Here is an 18,352-nt window from a genome sequence, read left to right as displayed (position 1 = left end):
TTTCTCTCCATCTAGATATTGTTTGCAGATACATACCTTCATATCAGCAGATAATTTTGGCTTTCTTCCCATAGAAAAATCCCACCTCCATAGATACACGTTTATTTATTTCGTGTGTCCACTTTAGTGGGATCATATCATGATTCGTTGGGCTTTTTCTATATTTCTTTTTCCTCGTTCAATCGAACATAAAGGTGCACCACCAGCACCAAACAAATTCGTAAAGGCTGTAATCAATGAAATGATGGGAAAACAAAGTCCTACACCACCTAAAGCTACGACACCAATTCCTTCAATCTTACCTATGTAGATACGATCCACGATGTTATACATCAAATTTAAAAGTTGCGCTACCAACATAGGTGCCGCACACATTACGATATTTTCCAAAATTCTTCCATTTGAGAAATCGACTTGTCTGTTTTTCAGAGTTTAAATTATACACCCGAAAAATAGAAAGACTGTATAGATTTTAAATGCTCTATACAGTCCATTCTTTATTTCAATTCATTAGTATGGTGTGCTTTTTCCGCAAGGCGCCAATCGTCTTGATATTTACTTAAACAATCTACAAAACGTTTGGCAACATAATGTGGTCTGGTAATGGCAGAACCAACTACTACCGCATGACAGCCAATAAAAATACATTTCATCGCATCTTCTGGTGTATATAAATGTCCTTCCATAATGACTTTGGCATCATCTCCAACAGCTCGACACATATCCGCAACCATGCGATAATTGGCCCCTTCAATATTTTCTGTGTTTTTTGTATAACCGTATAAAGTAGGAGCTACGATTTCAGCACCATTTTGAGAAGCATGTATAGCTTCTTCGATATTGGAACAATCTGCAAAGATCAAATGATTTGGATATTTCTCTCGAACTTGTGGTAATAAATCCCAAGCGATAGTTTTTTCATGCGTGACTTGTGATGTGCAATCCAATGCGATAATATCAGCACCAGCTTCAACGATCGCATCCACCTCTTTCATGGTCGGTGTAATAAATACATCCGTATCATCATGCCAGACTTTATATAAGCCGATGATCGGCAAGCCAAGATCAGCTTCTTTGACTTGTCGTATTTGTTCTGGCGAATTTAAGCGTAAACCAACGGCGCCTGCCCATTTAGCACATTCAGCCATTTTCACTACCATATCCGGTGTATAGATTGGCTCATCCTTTTGAGTTTGACAAGATACGATCAAGCCACCTTTTAAGCAATCTAATATCTCGATTTTTTTAGGATCTGTAGTTTTCATTTGTCATCCTCCTCAATCAATTTAAAATGTTTTAATGCATAAACTACACCATCTTCTTCGACAGACTTTGTAATATAGTCACTACAATCTTTTACTTCCTGTAAAGCATTACCCATGGCAACGCTGCATCCTACCGCTTGTAACATGTCGATATCATTACCACCATCGCCAAAAGCCATAGCTTCCTCTTTCTTTAGCCCATATGCTTTTAAAATTCCTTCTACAGCTTTTCCTTTGCCACCTTCTTTAGGTATCATGTCACAGGCATAAGGCCACCATCGTACAATTTGAATATGTTTGGTGCCTTGAAGAAGACTTTCTTCCTGTGTTTCTGGTATAGCAGCCATCATTTGATAGATCGATGATTGCAGATACGTTTTAAAATCATCTATTTTATGAATACTTTGCGAAGCAATCTTAAAATATTCATCTAACATTTCTTCATGTTCATTACAATACATCGAATCTTGATGACAGGCGACTAATGCTTTTTTCATATTTTGCGCATTTTCAAAAATTTGATTCACATCTTTAGGATCTAAAGGATTTTCATACAACACCCTTTCCTTGTCATAACAATACTGTCCATTAAAAGTTAATGCCCCATCAAATGCAACTCCTTCAAAATGAGGAAGTACAAATTTTGGCCGCCCTGAAGCTAAAAATAAGCGAATTCCTTTTTTTTGAAGTCTCTGTAAAGCTTTTGTCAACGATGGTGTCAAAGTTTTGGTTCGTAACGGAAGCAAAGTTCCATCAATATCAAAAAATATGATCTTAATCATTTTCTATCTCCTTACAAATTTTAAAGTTTTCCGGCATTCTTTTGTTCTTTGGATATATATCCATATATACTTTTGAAAAAGATGATAAATTTGACCAGGTATAAAAAGCTCTTGTCTTTAATTTGGTATGATCTATCAACAAGATACTTTTTCGACTGCGCATCTGTACTTCTTTTTTGATCGTGCCTATATGCATATCAAATACATACGCTTCATCTTCTTGTACACTGATACCATTGGCCGTTAAAAAACAAAGATCAAAACGAAACTGTTTCAATAACTGTGTAGTCATTGATCCAAATGAAGAATCATACTTTTTAGAAAACTCGCCACCTAGTAAATACACATGTCCTTTAAAATCCAACGGCAATCTTTCTAACAGATAGGTGTTTGTCGTAACCAGCTCTACATCTTTATGTTTTAAGCCTTCCAATAAATAAACTGGTGTAGTTCCCGCGTCAATAAAAATACAATCCCCATCATGTACTTCTTCTATTGCCTTATGACAAATTATTTTTTTCGCATCTTTTTGTGTATCTTCTTTAAACTGCACAGCCGGTTCATTGTATCGTGACAACAAGACATCTGTATCTACAAGGCTGGCACCGCCTCGCACACGTAAAATGCGCCCTTGTTCTTCTAACTCTTGTAAATCACGCATAATAGATGAACGAGATACTTGAAAACGTTTCATTAAATCTTGAATCGACACAAATGAGTTTTTATGAAGCAGATCCATGATTCGAACCATTCTTTCTTCTGTTAACATCTTATCCTCCTATTTTGACGTATATGTTCTTTGTCTTTCCATACGCAACAAAAGCATTTAAAGTCTCTTTTTTCATCATGGGATAGGATGCATATGGATATACTTTATTTAAATTTTCCCATTTGTTTTTTCCTAAAGAATGAAAAGGTAAAAGATCCACTTCTGAAAATCCCAAACGAGATGCCTGATCGATCGTTTTTTCAATCTGATCTTCATTAAAATTCCAAATTACCGGCATACGAACAATGACTTTTTCAGGACAATGTTGCGAAAGATAGGTAAAGCTATCTTGTACAAACTTTGGATTAGCACCAGTAATTTTTTGAAGTTTTTCTGGTTCCAAGTGTTTACAATCCATCAAAAACAAATCAATATAAGGTTCCACTTTTTTTAAATGTTCCAAAGGATAATTACCTGTCGTTTCTAAAGCTAAATGATAGCCTCTTTCATGAAGTGTACAAATCAACAAAAAAACTTCATCAAACTGAAACAAAGGTTCTCCTCCGGAAAGTGTCACACCACCATTTGATTTTTGATAATATCGATCATCTTTTTGTACTTCTTCTACAATTTCTTCTATGTCCATCCACTTACCCGATATTTCTAATGCTTCTAAAAGACACGCATCCACGCAAAGAGCGCACCCATCACATACATTACGATTTAGTGTAAACTCCGGTTGAAAAGAGATTGCCTGTTTTGTACAAGCTTTTAAACACGAATGACATCGTACACACTTATTTTCTTTATGCATCAAAACAGGATGTACATCCCAAGTTTCAGGATTGGCACACCATGGACAATGTAAGCTACACCCTTTTAAGAAAATCGTAGTACGAATTCCCGGTCCATCATGCGTCGCAAAACGTTCGATATTTGATATGCTAATCATATAAAGTCCTACTTAATAACTCATCTTGTATATCTTTGGTCAGATTGACAAACACGGCCGAATAACCGGCAACTCTAACAATCAGATCCGGGTATTTCTCTGGATGTTTTTGTGCACCTTCCAACTGGCCATGATCAACAACCGTAACCATTAACTGGCAGCCACCATTTTCAAAATACGTTTCGAATAAAGCTTTGACCTTCTCTTTATCTTCATGCATCATACGTGGTGTAAATTTGATATTTTGCACACTGCCACCATGATATTTCGCATCAAAATGCACTAATGAATTCAAAACAGCGGTTGGTCCGGATTTGGCAGCGCCGCCTTGCGGGTTATTAGCCGGATTCATATACACACCTTTGTTTCGTCCATCCAGACTGGCATCTGTCTGATGGCCCCAGTCTGTATTGGTTTGATTGTTAGAAATGACAATCAGATAATAACCCATTCCGGCATCAATGCCTTGTTGACGTATGCCTTTAGCCACATATTCATAACAACGATTGGCCAGCTCATCACACTCTTTTTTATCATTTCCATATTTATCCTGTTTTAATAGATCTTTCTGAATTCGCTCATAGCCTTTAAAATCGTGCAAAGCTGCTTCATTTAACTGCTCCAACGTATATTTTTTCTGATCAAACACCAGCTTCTTGATCGCATATAAGGCATCGCTGGCATTGATATTTCCATATGTTTCATTGGTACCGCCTAATATTTCAACACCACCATCCAACAAAGCTTTCTCACGATGAATACAATCATCCATCAAGATTGAAGTAAATAAGAAGCTGACTTCCTGATTCATGATTTCATACGAATGTTTTTGTGCCTTGATGCTTAAATCAAAATAATAATCCTGGACTCTTTGATATTGATCCATCAAATCTTCAAATGTCTTTAGTTCACTTAATGGTTTACACTGTACCGGACCTGCCTTATAAGTTTTATCCATAGGATCAAATCCTTCATTCATGGAAATCTGTAACAACTTTAACATATTCAATAATGTATTTGGCGTTCCTACACTTTTTCCTTGAATCACGTATTCTCCACAACCAAAAGGAACATATTGTTCGGCAATCTTTTCCGGTACACGCATCGCATATTGTACAGCCGGTATATTGACATCATCATTGTATAAAGTCGGATAGGTAGCTCCTGAAGCGATACATTCATATGCCATATCCAAAATATCTTCTGGTGTATTATGATCAAAGCGAAGCGTAAACTGTGGTTCTACATATCGCACTTTCTTACAAACCTTTAAGCACAAACGAGTAAACAAGTCACATGCTTCTACATTTTCTCTTCCTCGTCCACCGACGATAATACGACCATTTACCGTAGTTCTGCGATTTTCGATCATTTTCCACAAAGAAGCAATATATTCCAGCGCCTTTTCTTCGGTCAATCTTCCTGCATCCATATCTTTTTTCAAATAAGGACCTAAAACCATATCCATACGTCCATAATTAATACAACCGGCACATAACGCATACAACCAGAATAACTGCAACGCCTGATGGAAAGTAACCGGTTTATGCTCCTTGATCCAGATTAAATCTTCTTCCATCACATCCAAATCCTGTTTCCAATCAAGACTTGCTTCTTTTTTAGCTTCTTTAACCAAATCTATCTGGTAAGCAATGACCGTTTGAAAGAGCTTCATTGCCTCTAACGAAGCTTGGATAAATGACTTAGAAAGATCTTGTTTTTGAATCTCTTCTATCAATCCATTGACACCCAAACGCATCAGCTTTTGATAATCTAACATCATGCCCGATAATCTGGCTGTTGCCATAAACGGGTATTTACAATCGATAAAACGACCTGTAGTATCTTCGGTCAGCACATCCTGACAATAGATGGATTTTACATCATGGTATTGCCAATAATCATATAAGGCATCCACTCGCGCCTTTTCTTTCTTTGTCTTTAACAAGGATTTAAAGGCTCGTAATTTATGAAACACACAATAATGCCCTACACCACCAATGGAAGTGACACTGCCAAATCCGATCGGCAAAAAATCTAACCGTCCGGCAATTTGATCACCGGGTTCTAAAGTCCGAAATAAACGTGGAAATAAAACCTTTAAACAATGAATTTCTTGAAACGCTTTATCTAAATTTGCCCCATTTTTGTGCGCCTGCGTATAAGCTTCCATGATCTCCAGCTGTTCCTGCGGGCTTTTCTGGCTGGGAATCGGTTTGGATACTTCTACATTTTGTGCTCCATCAATGTTGATATGTGCCATATTGCCGCCCTCCTATTCAGCTTCAATATAGCACCTCACCTTTTTACAATCAATCATTTTTATTCTTTTTTGTTCAAATTTATTCATGTCGCTTATAAAAAAAGGAGCTTTATTCCGTAGCTCCATATTCTGCATAATAAGCATCGATTCGATTTTTAAGATCTGCATCCAATGCGTTTTTACTTTCAAGATATTCTACAACTTCCGGCATAGATACGATGGCTGCCGTTGGAAAGCCATATAACTCACTAACTTCCTTCAAAGCGGTTTTATTGCCTTTCCCTTTTTCGTTACGATTCAATGAAACCATCAAACCTACGATTTCCACATTGGCTGCCCCTCTTACTTTCGGTACCGTTTCTTCCATGGATTTACCGGATGTAGTCACATCTTCAATCATAACAACACGATCTCCATCCTGCAGCTTTGTTCCTAAAAAGCTTCCTTTATCGGCTCCATGATCTTTTTCTTCCTTACGATCTGAACAATAACGAACTTCCATTCCATAAAGCTTGTCCAATGCGATCGTTGTAGCTACAGCCAATGGAATACCTTTATAGGCCGGCCCAAATAAAACATCAAAATCTTTTCCATAGGTCTCTACAATGGCCTTGGCATAATATTCGCCCAGTTTCTTTAATTGATAGCCTGTTACATAGCCACCGGCATTCATAAAAAACGGACTTTTTCTTCCAGATTTTAGTGTAAAATTCCCAAATTTAAGAACTTTGCTTTCTAACATAAAGTCGATAAATTCCTGCTTGTACTGTTCCATACTTTCCTACTCCTTTATAATTTCTATATCAATTATAATGTATTTCACAAAGTAATTATAGCCTATTTAACAATTTATAATTGTGACTTCTTCGCTATAACACAATGCAAATTATATGATCCAACATTACAATTTATCCGCATGTGCATTTTCATAACATTGTACAATGTCTGCAGGCATATCCTTTTCCATATGTTGTGGCATGTTCACTTCTGTTCCTTCTTTACAGGCTGTTTCATAATACCAGCACTTGAATTTGACCATATCCAATGTTCTCTGCAGCTCTTCCATTTGTTTTTCAATTTCCTGACGACGTGCATAAAACATTTCTTTTCGTTTTTCTAAAGTACTATCGCCCTGGCTGCACCAGTTCATAAATTCACGAATCTCTTTGATCTGCATCCCGGATTTCTTTAAACATTCAATGACACGTAAAGCTTCAATCGATTTTTCATTAAATTTACGAATACCGGATGGTTCTCTTTCTAAATCTTGGAATAAGCCTTCTTTATCATAATATCGTAAGGTTGGGATCGGTAAATCAAACATTTTTGAAACTTGTCCTATCGAATACATAAACATCCTCCTAAAAAATTTATATTTTTTTCTTGACCTAAAGTTAGCTTTAGGATTAACAGTAAACTTAATCCAACAGGATAGTATTGTCAAGGAGGAAGTTACAATGAATGAAACTTTACATTTATGCCAAGAATGGGACAAGGTTTTTCCATTAAGTGAGGAAGTACGCCATCATAAAACAACCTTTACCAATCGTTATGGAATCACATTGGCAGCCGATGTTTATGAGCCAAAGAAGGCAAGTGGAAAGCTGCCGGCTATTGCCCTCAGTGGGCCTTTTGGTGCCGTTAAGGAACAAGCATCCGGCTTATATGCACACCAACTGGCGAAAAGAGGCTTTTTTGCGATAGCCTTTGATCCATCCTATACCGGTGAAAGCGGTGGATTTCCCCGCAATGTCGCCTCCCCGGATATCAACACCGAAGATTTTATGGCAGCTGTTGATTTTCTGTCTGTACAGGAAAATGTCGATCCCGATAAGATTGGAATCTTAGGTATCTGCGGTTTTGGCGGCATGGGTTTTAAATGCTGCCACGCTGGATACGCGTATCAAGGCAACTGTCACATCAACGATGTACGATATGACCCGAGTGAATACCAACGGTTATTTTGATGAAGAAGATAGCGAAAAAATTCGCTTCCAGAAAAAAGAAGCACTGTCCAAACAAAGAACGATTGATTTTAAGAATGGAAACTATGCTTCTGCCGGTGCCTTACCGGATGAAATTCCAGATGGTGCCCCTCAATATTTAGTCGATTATATTTTGTATTATCGCCGAAAACGCAGTTATCATCCTCGATCTCAGGGAGAAGGAAAAGGATGGAATGTGACCGGATGCCAGTCTTTTCTAAACATGCCGATTCTGCAGTATTCCAATGAGATTCGCAGTGCCGTCTTGATGATTCACGGCGAAAAAGCACATTCTTGTTATTTCAGTAAAGATGCGTATCAAAAGATGATGGATGGAAATCCCGTACCGGACAATAAAGAATTGTTGATCATTCCAGGAGCTGTGCATACCGATTTATATAATCAAATGGATATTATTCCATTTGATAAGATCACCGATTTCTATCAGACCTATCTTAAATAAGAAACCCAAGAGTCACTAGTCATGGCTCTTTTTATCATCCTATTTTTAAGGCTCTATCCTTTTCATTCTGTTTTTCGTGCATTAAAATAGAAGTAAGAAGAAAACCATACAGGAGGCCTTATTATGAAACACACGATCATTACCATTGGCCGACAATTTGGAAGTCATGGCCGAAGCATCGCCAAACAATTGGCAAAAAAATTGGGATATGCGTATTATGACAAGGAGCTATTAGTCAAAGCTTCCCAGGAAAGTGGTTTAGCCACCAGCTTTTTAGAAAGCATGGACGAAAGACAAGCCAGTCCATTCTTTTATTCCCTGTTAGCCGGACCGACACAATTTATGTGGAACGATCAATTCATTTCCACAGAAGCTATGGCCTATCAGGCACAACATGATACGATCCTAAAAGTCGCACAGGAAGGAAACTGTGTAATCGTAGGTCGCTGTGCCGATTACATTCTCAAAGATCAAGAACGACTGGTTCGTGTTTTTATCAGCGCCGATTTACAAGATCGAATTGCCCATGTCATGGAACGTGATCAGATCACTGAAAAAGAAGCACGAAAGAAAATAAAAGAAATGGATAAATCTCGTGCTGCCTATTACAACTTTAACACCGATCAAAAATGGTCCGATGCGGCAAATTATGATTTATGCATTAACACCTCTCGTCTTACAGAAGAGAAAACAGTAGAAACTATACTGCATTTTATTCATAATTTACTGGATTGATCCCGTCATGGGATCTTTTTTTCAAAAGAAATCTTATTTTATGCTATAATCAGATGGCTGTAACTTCAGAAAGGAAGATTCCATGACCGATTATCAAAACAACAATACCTTTTCCTTTGAAATTGAAAAAAGACTGGAAGGAAAACTAGGCCGTGCCGGTATCATCCATACTCCACATGGCGATATCAAGACACCGGCTTTTATGTGTGTAGGAACACGAGGCAGTGTCAACTTTTTATCGATGGATGATTTAAAAGCTATTCAGGCACAAGCCATGTTGTCCAACGGATATCATTTGCGAAATGTCTCCTATGAGATTGCCCAAAATGGAGGTCTTGCCGCATGGTCCCAATGGAATGGCCCTACTTTAACCGATTCCGGTGGATTTCAGGTCATGTCATTAGGCTCCGGCAGCGGAAAAGTCGTCAGCATGAAGGTCGGTCATGATTTAAAAAACACCGAACCAGAACATCGCTTTGCCAAAGTAACCGAAGATGGGGTTGCGTTTACCGATCCTAACAGCGGGCAGGATGACTTTATCGGTCCGGAAGAATCGATGCAGATTCAATGTCGTATTGGAGCCGATATCCATATGGCCTTTGATGAACTGACTTCCTTAGCCGATGATTACGATTATAATGTGGAAGCTTTGGCAAGAACTGAACGCTGGGCACTACGAAGCATAGAAGAACATCGAAAGCATCAGTATGATCTAGGTTATTACCAAGCTTTATATGGTGTCATCCAAGGTGGCCGATGGGAAGACTTACGTCGATCCACTTCGAAAAAATTTGCCAAGATGGATTTTGATGGCTATGGCTTAGGCGGTGCCTTCTTAAAAGAAAATCTGAGAGATATTTTACGATGGTGTTGTGAAGAACTGCCGGAAAACAAGCCACGACATCTTTTAGGGCTGTCCCATCCAGACGATATCTTGATTGGAATTGAAATGGGAGCGGATACCCTTGACTGCGTGGCACCAACAAGAGAGGCTCGTCACGGAAAGATCTATACACGATATGGCAATATCAATCTTGCCAATTCTCGTTTTAAAGACAGTATGGAACCACTTGATGATGACTGTGACTGCCCTGTTTGTAAAGCCGGATGGACCAAAGGACAGCTTCGTGAATTATTAAAGTCTCAGGACAAAGAAAAACGTCACTTGTATTTTAACTTAGCTTCGCAACACAATCTTCGCTTTATTCTTCGGTTGACCGAAGAAGCCAGACAAGCCCTGATAGATGATACTTTCTATGAATATCGAAGTCAATTTTTAAAAGATTATTATCATAAATAAACAAATAGAACCTCAAGATCATAAATACTGATCATAATGAGGTTCTATTTTTTGAGCATAGAAAAATTAGGAAGATTGCTTCCTAGTCATTCTACTAACTATTTACGTTTTTTAAGCAAGGCGATCATGCCAACAAGAGCAACGCTCATAAAGCCAAGTGCTCCAACGATAGATAAATTTGCCGATGTATTTGTTCCATCTGTTTTCTTTGTTTCTTCTTTTGATTGCTCAATCTGCGGTGGTGTTGTAGGTTCCTGCGGTTTGTCTTCTGCCGGTTTTTCCGGACTCTTTTCTTTTTCGATTTCTACTTCCACAACACTACTTGTACCGTATGCAACTGTTGTATGGATGGTATCGATTCCAGTTACAGAAACATATCCTTCCGGTATTTCTAGTGAAATGTCAAAAGTAGCTTCCTGACCAGGTATTTCTGCTTCAGAAGTGTAAGTTTTTGTCGCAACAACTTCTTCACCATCTACATAGTTTACTGTTAAAGATGCCGTTTTTAATTCCGCAAAATTAGCTGTATATGTATTGGAAAAACGACTTTGAGGAACAAAGCCAGGATCTGTACTTACCACTTCTCCATTAGCATCTGTCCAATTCACAAAATAATATCCTTCATTTGGAGTTGCGATAGAACCTGTAGGATTTTGATCCATAGATGTCAATGTTTCAGATGGCACAGATACGCTACCACCTTGTGTTGCGACATAATTGATTTGGTTGGCATTTACAGTAACATCGATACTACCTACGGTAACTTCACCGAATATTCCGGCAGTACAACGAATTGTCATAGAACCTGCGTTACTTGCAACCGTAGAAAACTCGCTATCATAATCATTCATGCTTTGATCACCAATAAACCAATGATGTCCATGTAACCATGAATCTAAATTGCATTTTACATAAATCGTTTCTCCTACTTCATAGTTTGTTTTGTCTGAGGTAACGTAATTTCCATAGCTGTAAGCTTCAGGAGCAGCAATGATTGTCGTTTCCTCTTGCGCCAAAATTGTTGTCGTTGCACCCATAGTTAGAGTAATACCTAATGCCATAGATGCTGCTAAAACTTTTTTCATTCTTTTCATGATTCTCCCCTCCTAAATCTTTTTATACTTCAATCACATCTTAACCCTCCCCCTTTATAAAACGTCAATATATTTGTTGTTATTTTGCTTTATTTTAGTTATTTTTTTCATAAATAGAATAACCCTTACACAAAAAAAACGAATAAGGTTTATACTTCATTCGTTTTCACATTTTCTTATTTATTCTATTTCTTATTTCGAATATCAATGATAATCATCACAATAGACCGAAACACAGACAACAATACACAATGACTTCTTTGTTTCTGCAGCAGTTTATGTACTACATGGGTTTGAGAAATTTCTTTTTACAAATTTTTTCTCCTTCTGTAGTTTATCTGAATCTGGTGACTCACCCCAATTGGTCAACCGATGTTTGCGCCATATTTGAAGTCGAGACTATTCTTGATGGTTTTGAAGCCAAGTAGTTATCAATACAGCTGTCCTTGTCTTTTTAAATCATACCTTATTTACGCCATTACTATCCTTAAGGTTTTCATACCTTGCTCCATGCATTTTATGGCTTGATTGACAAAAGATCCTCCGCCTGAATCGCTACATCATGATCACTAGACTGAAAACTTCTATCCGTTTACTACTGATTCTGTCATATTCAGTTTTCACCTTTTATTCAAAGCTGGAAACCAATTTAAAAGTAAAGGCATCTCCATCTTCAATCACCACTTCATCCATAGCCGGACACATACCTGCCTCTATACAAACGGTATTGTTTTCGGATTCAAAAACAAGCCATGGGCCTTTATCCATATCTTGTTTCAAACCACAGATTTCATTCAATAAGGAACCATATTCACCTTGTTCGATATTCACATCCAGTTCTTCTGTTTCTTCTAAAAACTCTGTTAATGTTTTGGCATCTGTATAAAATGTTTTCTGTAAAACTTCTTTATCTTTTGTCGCATCAACAACCTGAATTTCTATTTCTTTTTCACCTTCATGCGCCTTTGGTGCAGAGTATTGCGACCCAACCACCACACAAACAATAACAATCACAGCCGCCAGGGCCCATCCTAATTTTTTCTTCATTTTCAAAACTCCTATTTTCTACTTAATTCTTTCCTGTTGTATTCTTTCCAGCACATGTATAACCGGCTCCCATAAAAAGAGTGTTACGATAAACGTTAGACATCCTTGAATGAGCGACGTTTTTAACCCCATCACCAGATAAAGCATCGTGATCGTCTTACTGAATAATAAAAAGGGAAGATCCACCAGCTGGCCTGTCAAGAAGGAAAAAAAGCCGGCCAATAGCGCATTGGCCCACAGACGTTTTTTCAGAAAATCTCTGCTTTTGGAAAAAATCCAGCCATATAGTGGAAAAATCAGTAAATATGCGACATTCCAAAGAGTCAATCCGTTTAATAAAATTTGAATACATGCAAATAAGATACAGGAAATGACCACTTCTTTTCTTGTGAAGGCATGCGCAAAACATAGAATCGTAAAAGTGATCATTTCCAAATATAAAATATTGGAAAAGGCTTGAAACACCGCATATAGTATAGCTCCCATCAATGCGATGTGTGCCATTTGTCTAACGTTCACGAACCCGTTTCCTTTTTCTGTTTGGTGTATAAGCCTCTTTAGGGCGCCTTGCCGGAATCAGACACTTCGGCCCGGAGCCGATCAAATCGTCCCGATGCGCCTTTTTTAAAGCACGATAGACAATATCATAGTTTTTCGGATATCGATACTGCATCAAAGCCCTTTGTTCCAGCTTTTCTTCATACGTTTTTGCCACATAGACCGGCTTCATCGTTCTTGGGTCTAATCCGGTATAATACATACACGTTGCCAGGGTTCCCGGTGTCGGATAGAAATCCTGCACCTGCTTAGGCGTATGATGAATCTTCTTTAAATAACAGGCCAGCTCGATCGCATCGTTTAGATCACAACCCGGATGAGAGCTCATCAAATAAGGGACAAGATACTGATTCATGCCAAACTCTTTGTTCTTTTCATAATACTTATCCACAAATTTCAAGTACAGCTCTTTTCTTGGCTTACCCATCTTATCCAATACCTTGGCACTCACATGCTCCGGTGCTACTTTTAACTGCCCGCTGATATGATATTTGATTAAACGATCAAAGAAGGTTTCATCTTTGTCATACATCAAATAATCGTAACGAATTCCTGATCGTATAAAGACCTTCTTTACCTTTGGCAATTGTCGGACCGCATCTAACATTTCTACATAATGAGAGTGATCCACCTTTAGATTCGGACACGGTTTTGGCCATAAACACTGTCTTGTCTTACAGGCTCCATATTCCTTTTGTTTATCACAAGCCGCGCGGGAGAAATTGGCACTGGGGCCACCAATATCATGAATATACCCTTTAAAATTAGGCATATCGATGATCTTTTTAGCTTCCTCTACCACACTTTCGGTACTTCTTGTGGAAATCACCCGACCCTGATGCGAGGTAATGGCACAAAAAGCACACGATCCAAAGCAGCCTCGGTTACTGGTGATGGAAAACTGCACCTCTTCAATAGCCGGAACATAGGTATATTTGGGATGGAAAGTTCTTTCATACGGCAAAGAATAAGTAAAATCCATCTGTTCCTGTGTCAAAGGAAGCGGCGGTTGATTACATACGACATACCAGCCATCATAAGGCTCAATCAACATTTTAGACTGAATCGCATCCTGGTTCTGATATTGAATCAAAATGCTTTTCGCATAAGCCTTTTTATCGTTTTTAACCGTATTAAAATCCGGTAAAAGAATATAGTCATCCACGATCGTATCAATGGATTTTGTCTTCCAGACCGTTCCACGTATATAACAGAGATCTTGCACCTGTAATCCACTGTTTAAGGCGTCCGCTACTTCGATGATCGTATTTTCACCCATGCCAAACATTAAAAGATCAGCCTGTGAATCTATTAAGATCGAACGTCTGACTTTATCATCCCAATAATCATAATGGGCCAAACGGCGAAGACTGGATTCAATCCCCCCAATCAAAACGGGAACATGAGGAAACAGTCGTTTTAAGATCTGCGTATATACGATCGTAGCTCGATCCGGTCTTTTGCCCATGATACCCTGATCGGTATAAGAATCCTTATCCCGTCTTCGTTTGTTGACTGAATAATGATTGACCATGGAATCAATATTGCCGGCAGAGACCAGAAATCCCAGACGAGGTGTACCAAATTGTAAAAATTCTTCATCGTTATGCCAATCTGGCTGAGCCAAGATGGCACAGCTGTACCCAAAGACCTGCAAGGTTCTTGTGATGATGGCACAGCCAAAAGAAGGATGATCGACATAGGCATCGCCACAGACATAGACAAAATCCACCTGTTCAAATCCTTGTTCTAACATCTCCTGTCGTGTTGTTGGTAAAAAAGACATAACATCCTCCTACTGTTTGAGTATTTGCTCGGCATAACGAACCGTTGCCATCGCATCTTTGGCGTAATGATCGGCATGAATCTGATTGGCATATTCCTGATTTAAGACTGCACCCCCGACCACCACAAAGGTATCCGGTTTTTCTTTATGAAGCAGTTCAATGGTTTCCTCCATACTTTTGACGGTTGTGGTCATCAAGGCACTTAATCCAACCAGCTTTACTTCTTCTGAAATAGCCGTTTGAACAATCACTTCCGGGGCTACATCTTTGCCCAGATCCAATACCTCATACCCATAGTTTTCCAATAAAACCTTCACAATATTTTTCCCAATATCATGAATATCTCCCTGTACGGTGGCAAGGATAATTTTACCTTTGGATAAAGACTGATTTTGTGCCATTTTTTCTTTTAAGACTTCGAAGCTGGCCTTGGCTGATTCTGCACTCATCAAAAGCTGCGGTAAAAATACCGTGCCTTGTTCAAAGCCTTTTCCCACAAGGTCCAAAGCCGGAATCAATTCTTCATCAATGATCTCTAAAGGCGCTTTTGTTTCTAAAAGCGAAGTCGTAATTTCCTTTACACGATCCTGCATACCTTTCTGGATCGCAAACGATAAAGAAACTTCCGGATTTTCACTTTTCTTTTCTTCCACCTGCTTACTGTAGTTGGAAATATAATGCATGCATTGTGCATCTTGATTCATCAAGGCCATTGATGCATCAAATGCTTTTTTCATCATTTCATTATTCGGGTTGATCATGGCACACGATAGTCCGCTTTGTAAGGCCATGCTTAAAAAATAAGAATTGATGATCTCTCGTTGCGGTAATCCAAACGAAATGTTGGAAACACCCAGTATCGTAGAAACATTCAGTTCTTCTTTAACCTTTTGTAGTGTATCTAACGTAACCAAAGCACCATCCGCCTGCGAAGAAATTGCCATCGCTAGGCCATCGATCACGATATCCTTTTTTTGAATACCGTATTCCTGTGCCTTTTGCACGATCTTTTGGGCAATGGCCAGACGCTTTTTAGATGCAGAAGGAATGCCACTTTCATCTAAACATAGCCCAACGACCACCGCTCCATATTTTTGAATCAAAGGAAATACAGATTCCATAGAATCCAGTTTCCCATTCACCGAGTTAACCATCGGTTTTCCATTATAAAGACGTAAGGCGTTTTCTAAAGCTTCTAAATTTCCAGTATCAATCTGTAATGGCAGGGCACAGACATTTTGAAGGCGCACAACCGTTTCTTTCATCATCTCGGCTTCATCAACATCCGGTAATCCCACATTCACATCTAAGATCTGGGCACCGGCTTCTTCCTGCTCCAACGCCTGTGAAAGAATATAATCAAACTCTTTGTTTCGTAAAGCTTGTTGAAAGCGTTTCTTTCCCGTAGGATTGATTCTTTCCCCAATCACAACCGCTTTTTTTCCGATCTGCACCGCCGATGCATAAGAAGTTACCCACGTTTGTTCTTTCATCGTATTCGGTTGGCAGGGAATATCCTTTACAGCTTCTATTATTTTTTGTATGTATTCCGGAGTAGTTCCACAACAACCCCCTAATCCCTGTACACCGATCTGTGCAATCTTGACCATCGCCTGGGCAAAATCATCGGCTTTTAAATCATAGACAGTCTTTCCATTCACCTGGACAGGGAGTCCGGCATTGGGATTGACGATGATGGGAAGAGAAGAAACTTCCCGAATCCTTTTGACAACCGGAAGCATCTGTTCGGGACCTAAGCCACAGTTGATTCCCAAGGCATCAACACGTAATCCCTCCAACATTGCGACAGCGGATTCTACACTGCCACCGGTCAATAATCGCTGGTTTTCATCAAAGATCATCGTTACGATCACCGGAAGATTGCTGTTTTCTTTCGCGGCCAAAACCGCCGCTTTGGCCTCATACGTATCCGACATCGTTTCAATCAAGATAAGATCCGCGCCGGCCTTTACACCGGCTTTGACCATTTGGGAAAAATACGATACAGCCTTTTCAAAAGGAAGATCCCCCATAGGCTCCAATAACTTCCCGGTCGGGCCGATATCCAGAGCAACATAGGCATCCATGCACCCTGCTTGTTTTTTAGCTTCTTTTGCCAGTTGAATCCCGGCTGTAATGATTTCTTCCACATTATCAAACTTGAGACCATTGGCCCCAAACGTATTGGCGTTGATCACATGACAACCGGCTTCCAGGTAAGCCTTGTGTATCGCAATCAATTCTTCGGGATGGGTAAGATTCCAGGTTTCGGGATATTCGCCGCCCGGTAATCCTCTTTCCTGCAACATGGTTCCTAAACCACCATCAAAATAGATCCACTCTTTTCCTAAACGATCTGTGATCATACCTTCACCCCTTTCGATACATACAATCTGTCTTTTCACATTGTTGACAAGAACCAGCTAAATCTTGATTAGCTTCTCTTGTCAGTCCGATCATGGCCGTAACGGATTTATACGGCACCATCAAATCACCCTGCGTCAAGGTCACACCGATCGTCTTTGGCATATCCAAGATTCGAATAAAATCTCTTTGGTGTGCCAAGGCACAATCCCCATAGCCACATGAATACCGGGGACGGCAGCAATAGCCTCTTTGTCGGGCATCTATTTTGATCTGCTCATTGATTTGATCCGTATAAGCTTCAATCATGGCACAGCCTAAAGCCTGTAAGATCACACTTTGCGCTTTATTTTGTATATTCGCTCTGGCGATCAATCGATCCGGCACAATACCTAATGTCGTTGCCAGACATACGATTTTTTCACAACCTTTTAAATTTTTGGATAAATCCTTTGAATGAATATGGGCCGATGAAAAATAAAGATCTTCACCGCATTGTTTCAAATCAAATTCTTTCATCACAAATTTAGGTGTACACTGCTGCATCTGTTTCATACAGCTTTGAATCTGTTCTAATATCGATGCATCCGGAGTCTGGTTGCGATAGCCCAAATAGCGGTACACTTCCTTTTCGTTGACCTGTATCATTTGATCATTTCCGACAGATTAGCCTGAATGCGTGCTGCCACATCCGGCTTATTCATCGAGTACACATGGATATGTCGAATTCCATTGGCAATCAGATCAATGATCTGTTCACTGGCGTAAACGATACCCGCCTGTTCCATGGCTTTAGGATCATCTCCAAAATGATCGACAATTGCCTTAAAGCGCTCCGGCACCTGTGTACCCGACATCTGCACACTTCGAGCCAACTGCTTTTTATTTGTAATCGGCATAATTCCCGCTAATACCGGTACTTGAATACCGGCTTCACGAATCCGATAAAGAAAATCGCTATACCGACAATTTGGTGATATGGCATAAATAATGTCAAATTAGATTTTATATTGTAGTCAGAAAAGAGGTATTCTTTATGACTACAAAT

General features: G+C 39.2%; 19 protein-coding genes. 4 read left to right on the top strand and 15 right to left on the bottom strand.

Features of this window, described 5'->3' with window-relative positions:
* Positions 1 to 132: 132 nt before the first annotated feature.
* The 8 genes from U0M88_RS09215 to U0M88_RS09180 form a co-directional block, all read right to left on the bottom strand.
* Positions 133 to 390, bottom strand: coding sequence for an MATE family efflux transporter (locus U0M88_RS09215; protein ID WP_331869618.1), 258 nt, complete (start codon positions 388 to 390; stop codon positions 133 to 135).
* A gap of 107 nt (positions 391 to 497) precedes the next feature.
* A complete protein-coding gene (locus tag U0M88_RS09210; protein ID WP_331869617.1) occupies positions 498 to 1,265 on the bottom strand; it encodes an N-acetylmannosamine-6-phosphate 2-epimerase in 768 nt (255 codons plus the stop codon).
* Positions 1,262 to 2,047: a Cof-type HAD-IIB family hydrolase gene (locus U0M88_RS09205; protein ID WP_294687774.1), complete on the bottom strand. Its 786-nt coding sequence runs from the start codon at positions 2,045 to 2,047 to the stop codon at positions 1,262 to 1,264. The genes U0M88_RS09210 and U0M88_RS09205 overlap by 4 nt, the downstream gene beginning before the upstream one ends.
* A complete protein-coding gene (locus tag U0M88_RS09200; RefSeq protein ID WP_195222655.1) occupies positions 2,040 to 2,816 on the bottom strand; it encodes a DeoR/GlpR family DNA-binding transcription regulator in 777 nt (258 codons plus the stop codon). Before U0M88_RS09200 ends, U0M88_RS09205 begins: the two co-directional genes overlap by 8 nt.
* Before the next feature lies 1 nt (position 2,817).
* The gene (locus tag U0M88_RS09195; protein WP_022789581.1) at positions 2,818 to 3,708 is read right to left on the bottom strand and encodes a glycyl-radical enzyme activating protein; all 891 of its coding nucleotides are present in this window, start codon (positions 3,706 to 3,708) and stop codon (positions 2,818 to 2,820) included.
* Positions 3,701 to 5,971, bottom strand: a complete 2,271-nt coding sequence (locus U0M88_RS09190) for a pyruvate formate lyase family protein (protein WP_331869616.1) — start codon at positions 5,969 to 5,971, stop codon at positions 3,701 to 3,703. Before U0M88_RS09190 ends, U0M88_RS09195 begins: the two co-directional genes overlap by 8 nt.
* Before the next feature lie 109 nt (positions 5,972 to 6,080).
* The gene (gene pyrE / locus U0M88_RS09185; protein ID WP_331869615.1) at positions 6,081 to 6,746 is read right to left on the bottom strand and encodes an orotate phosphoribosyltransferase; all 666 of its coding nucleotides are present in this window, start codon (positions 6,744 to 6,746) and stop codon (positions 6,081 to 6,083) included.
* A gap of 126 nt (positions 6,747 to 6,872) precedes the next feature.
* Positions 6,873 to 7,322 carry a MerR family transcriptional regulator gene (locus tag U0M88_RS09180; protein ID WP_331869614.1) on the bottom strand — a complete coding sequence of 150 codons (450 nt, stop codon included), beginning with the start codon at positions 7,320 to 7,322 and terminating at the stop codon, positions 6,873 to 6,875.
* Between the two features lie 106 nt (positions 7,323 to 7,428).
* On the opposite strand from U0M88_RS09180, the gene U0M88_RS09175 reads away from it, so the two are divergent.
* The 4 genes from U0M88_RS09175 to tgt all read left to right on the top strand — a co-directional run bounded on the left by U0M88_RS09175 (position 7,429) and on the right by tgt (position 10,454).
* Positions 7,429 to 7,938, top strand: coding sequence for an alpha/beta hydrolase (locus U0M88_RS09175; protein WP_331869613.1), 510 nt, complete (start codon positions 7,429 to 7,431; stop codon positions 7,936 to 7,938).
* Positions 7,907 to 8,419 carry an alpha/beta hydrolase gene (locus U0M88_RS09170; RefSeq protein ID WP_331869612.1) on the top strand — a complete coding sequence of 171 codons (513 nt, stop codon included), beginning with the start codon at positions 7,907 to 7,909 and terminating at the stop codon, positions 8,417 to 8,419. The genes U0M88_RS09175 and U0M88_RS09170 overlap by 32 nt, the downstream gene beginning before the upstream one ends.
* A gap of 123 nt (positions 8,420 to 8,542) precedes the next feature.
* Positions 8,543 to 9,154 carry a cytidylate kinase-like family protein gene (locus U0M88_RS09165; protein WP_220412048.1) on the top strand — a complete coding sequence of 204 codons (612 nt, stop codon included), beginning with the start codon at positions 8,543 to 8,545 and terminating at the stop codon, positions 9,152 to 9,154.
* Positions 9,155 to 9,236: 82 nt separating this feature from the next.
* A complete protein-coding gene (gene tgt / locus U0M88_RS09160) occupies positions 9,237 to 10,454 on the top strand; it encodes a tRNA guanosine(34) transglycosylase Tgt (protein WP_331869611.1) in 1,218 nt (405 codons plus the stop codon).
* Between the two features lie 98 nt (positions 10,455 to 10,552).
* Here tgt and U0M88_RS09155 read toward each other — a convergent pair whose 3' ends face one another.
* The 7 genes from U0M88_RS09155 to U0M88_RS09125 all read right to left on the bottom strand — a co-directional run bounded on the left by U0M88_RS09155 (position 10,553) and on the right by U0M88_RS09125 (position 18,284).
* Positions 10,553 to 11,548 (bottom strand): InlB B-repeat-containing protein, encoded by a 996-nt coding sequence (locus U0M88_RS09155; protein WP_331869610.1) that lies wholly within the window; start codon positions 11,546 to 11,548, stop codon positions 10,553 to 10,555.
* A 627-nt stretch (positions 11,549 to 12,175) separates the two neighbouring features.
* The gene (locus tag U0M88_RS09150; RefSeq protein WP_331869609.1) at positions 12,176 to 12,595 is read right to left on the bottom strand and encodes a hypothetical protein; all 420 of its coding nucleotides are present in this window, start codon (positions 12,593 to 12,595) and stop codon (positions 12,176 to 12,178) included.
* Positions 12,596 to 12,613: 18 nt separating this feature from the next.
* The gene (locus U0M88_RS09145) at positions 12,614 to 13,114 is read right to left on the bottom strand and encodes a hypothetical protein (RefSeq protein ID WP_022789590.1); all 501 of its coding nucleotides are present in this window, start codon (positions 13,112 to 13,114) and stop codon (positions 12,614 to 12,616) included.
* On the bottom strand, positions 13,104 to 14,939 hold the full coding sequence (locus U0M88_RS09140) for a YgiQ family radical SAM protein (protein WP_331869608.1): 1,836 nt from the start codon (positions 14,937 to 14,939) through the stop codon (positions 13,104 to 13,106). Before U0M88_RS09140 ends, U0M88_RS09145 begins: the two co-directional genes overlap by 11 nt.
* Positions 14,940 to 14,948: 9 nt before the next feature.
* A complete protein-coding gene (locus U0M88_RS09135) occupies positions 14,949 to 17,306 on the bottom strand; it encodes a homocysteine S-methyltransferase family protein (protein ID WP_331869607.1) in 2,358 nt (785 codons plus the stop codon).
* Between the two features lie 4 nt (positions 17,307 to 17,310).
* Entirely contained in the window at positions 17,311 to 17,952 is a 642-nt protein-coding gene (locus U0M88_RS09130; RefSeq protein WP_331869606.1) for a vitamin B12 dependent-methionine synthase activation domain-containing protein, read from the bottom strand.
* Positions 17,949 to 18,284, bottom strand: a complete 336-nt coding sequence (locus tag U0M88_RS09125; protein ID WP_331869619.1) for a methylenetetrahydrofolate reductase — start codon at positions 18,282 to 18,284, stop codon at positions 17,949 to 17,951. The genes U0M88_RS09130 and U0M88_RS09125 overlap by 4 nt, the downstream gene beginning before the upstream one ends.
* Positions 18,285 to 18,352 lie beyond the last annotated feature (68 nt).

Origin of the sequence: Faecalicoccus sp. (assembly GCF_036552745.1) — a bacterium.
Lineage (GTDB): Bacteria > Bacillota_I > Bacilli_A > Erysipelotrichales > Erysipelotrichaceae > Faecalicoccus.
This window is presented reverse-complemented; position numbering and strand designations above follow the sequence as displayed.

Bases quoted from the DNA above. Each gene is read 5' to 3' on its own strand.
- U0M88_RS09210 (WP_331869617.1), bottom strand. From the start codon at position 1,265: ATGAAAACTACAGATCCTAAAAAAATCGAGATATTAGATTGCTTAAAA.
- U0M88_RS09205 (WP_294687774.1), bottom strand. From the start codon at position 2,047: ATGATTAAGATCATATTTTTTGATATTGATGGAACTTTGCTTCCGTTA.
- U0M88_RS09200 (WP_195222655.1), bottom strand. From the start codon at position 2,816: ATGTTAACAGAAGAAAGAATGGTTCGAATCATGGATCTGCTTCATAAA.
- U0M88_RS09195 (WP_022789581.1), bottom strand. From the start codon at position 3,708: ATGATTAGCATATCAAATATCGAACGTTTTGCGACGCATGATGGACCG.
- U0M88_RS09190 (WP_331869616.1), bottom strand. From the start codon at position 5,971: ATGGCACATATCAACATTGATGGAGCACAAAATGTAGAAGTATCCAAA.
- pyrE (WP_331869615.1), bottom strand. From the start codon at position 6,746: ATGGAACAGTACAAGCAGGAATTTATCGACTTTATGTTAGAAAGCAAA.
- U0M88_RS09180 (WP_331869614.1), bottom strand. From the start codon at position 7,322: ATGTATTCGATAGGACAAGTTTCAAAAATGTTTGATTTACCGATCCCA.
- U0M88_RS09175 (WP_331869613.1), top strand. From the start codon at position 7,429: ATGAATGAAACTTTACATTTATGCCAAGAATGGGACAAGGTTTTTCCA.
- U0M88_RS09170 (WP_331869612.1), top strand. From the start codon at position 7,907: ATGACCCGAGTGAATACCAACGGTTATTTTGATGAAGAAGATAGCGAA.
- U0M88_RS09165 (WP_220412048.1), top strand. From the start codon at position 8,543: ATGAAACACACGATCATTACCATTGGCCGACAATTTGGAAGTCATGGC.
- tgt (WP_331869611.1), top strand. From the start codon at position 9,237: ATGACCGATTATCAAAACAACAATACCTTTTCCTTTGAAATTGAAAAA.
- U0M88_RS09155 (WP_331869610.1), bottom strand. From the start codon at position 11,548: ATGAAAAGAATGAAAAAAGTTTTAGCAGCATCTATGGCATTAGGTATT.
- U0M88_RS09150 (WP_331869609.1), bottom strand. From the start codon at position 12,595: ATGAAGAAAAAATTAGGATGGGCCCTGGCGGCTGTGATTGTTATTGTT.
- U0M88_RS09140 (WP_331869608.1), bottom strand. From the start codon at position 14,939: ATGTCTTTTTTACCAACAACACGACAGGAGATGTTAGAACAAGGATTT.
- U0M88_RS09135 (WP_331869607.1), bottom strand. From the start codon at position 17,306: ATGATCACAGATCGTTTAGGAAAAGAGTGGATCTATTTTGATGGTGGT.
- U0M88_RS09130 (WP_331869606.1), bottom strand. From the start codon at position 17,952: ATGATACAGGTCAACGAAAAGGAAGTGTACCGCTATTTGGGCTATCGC.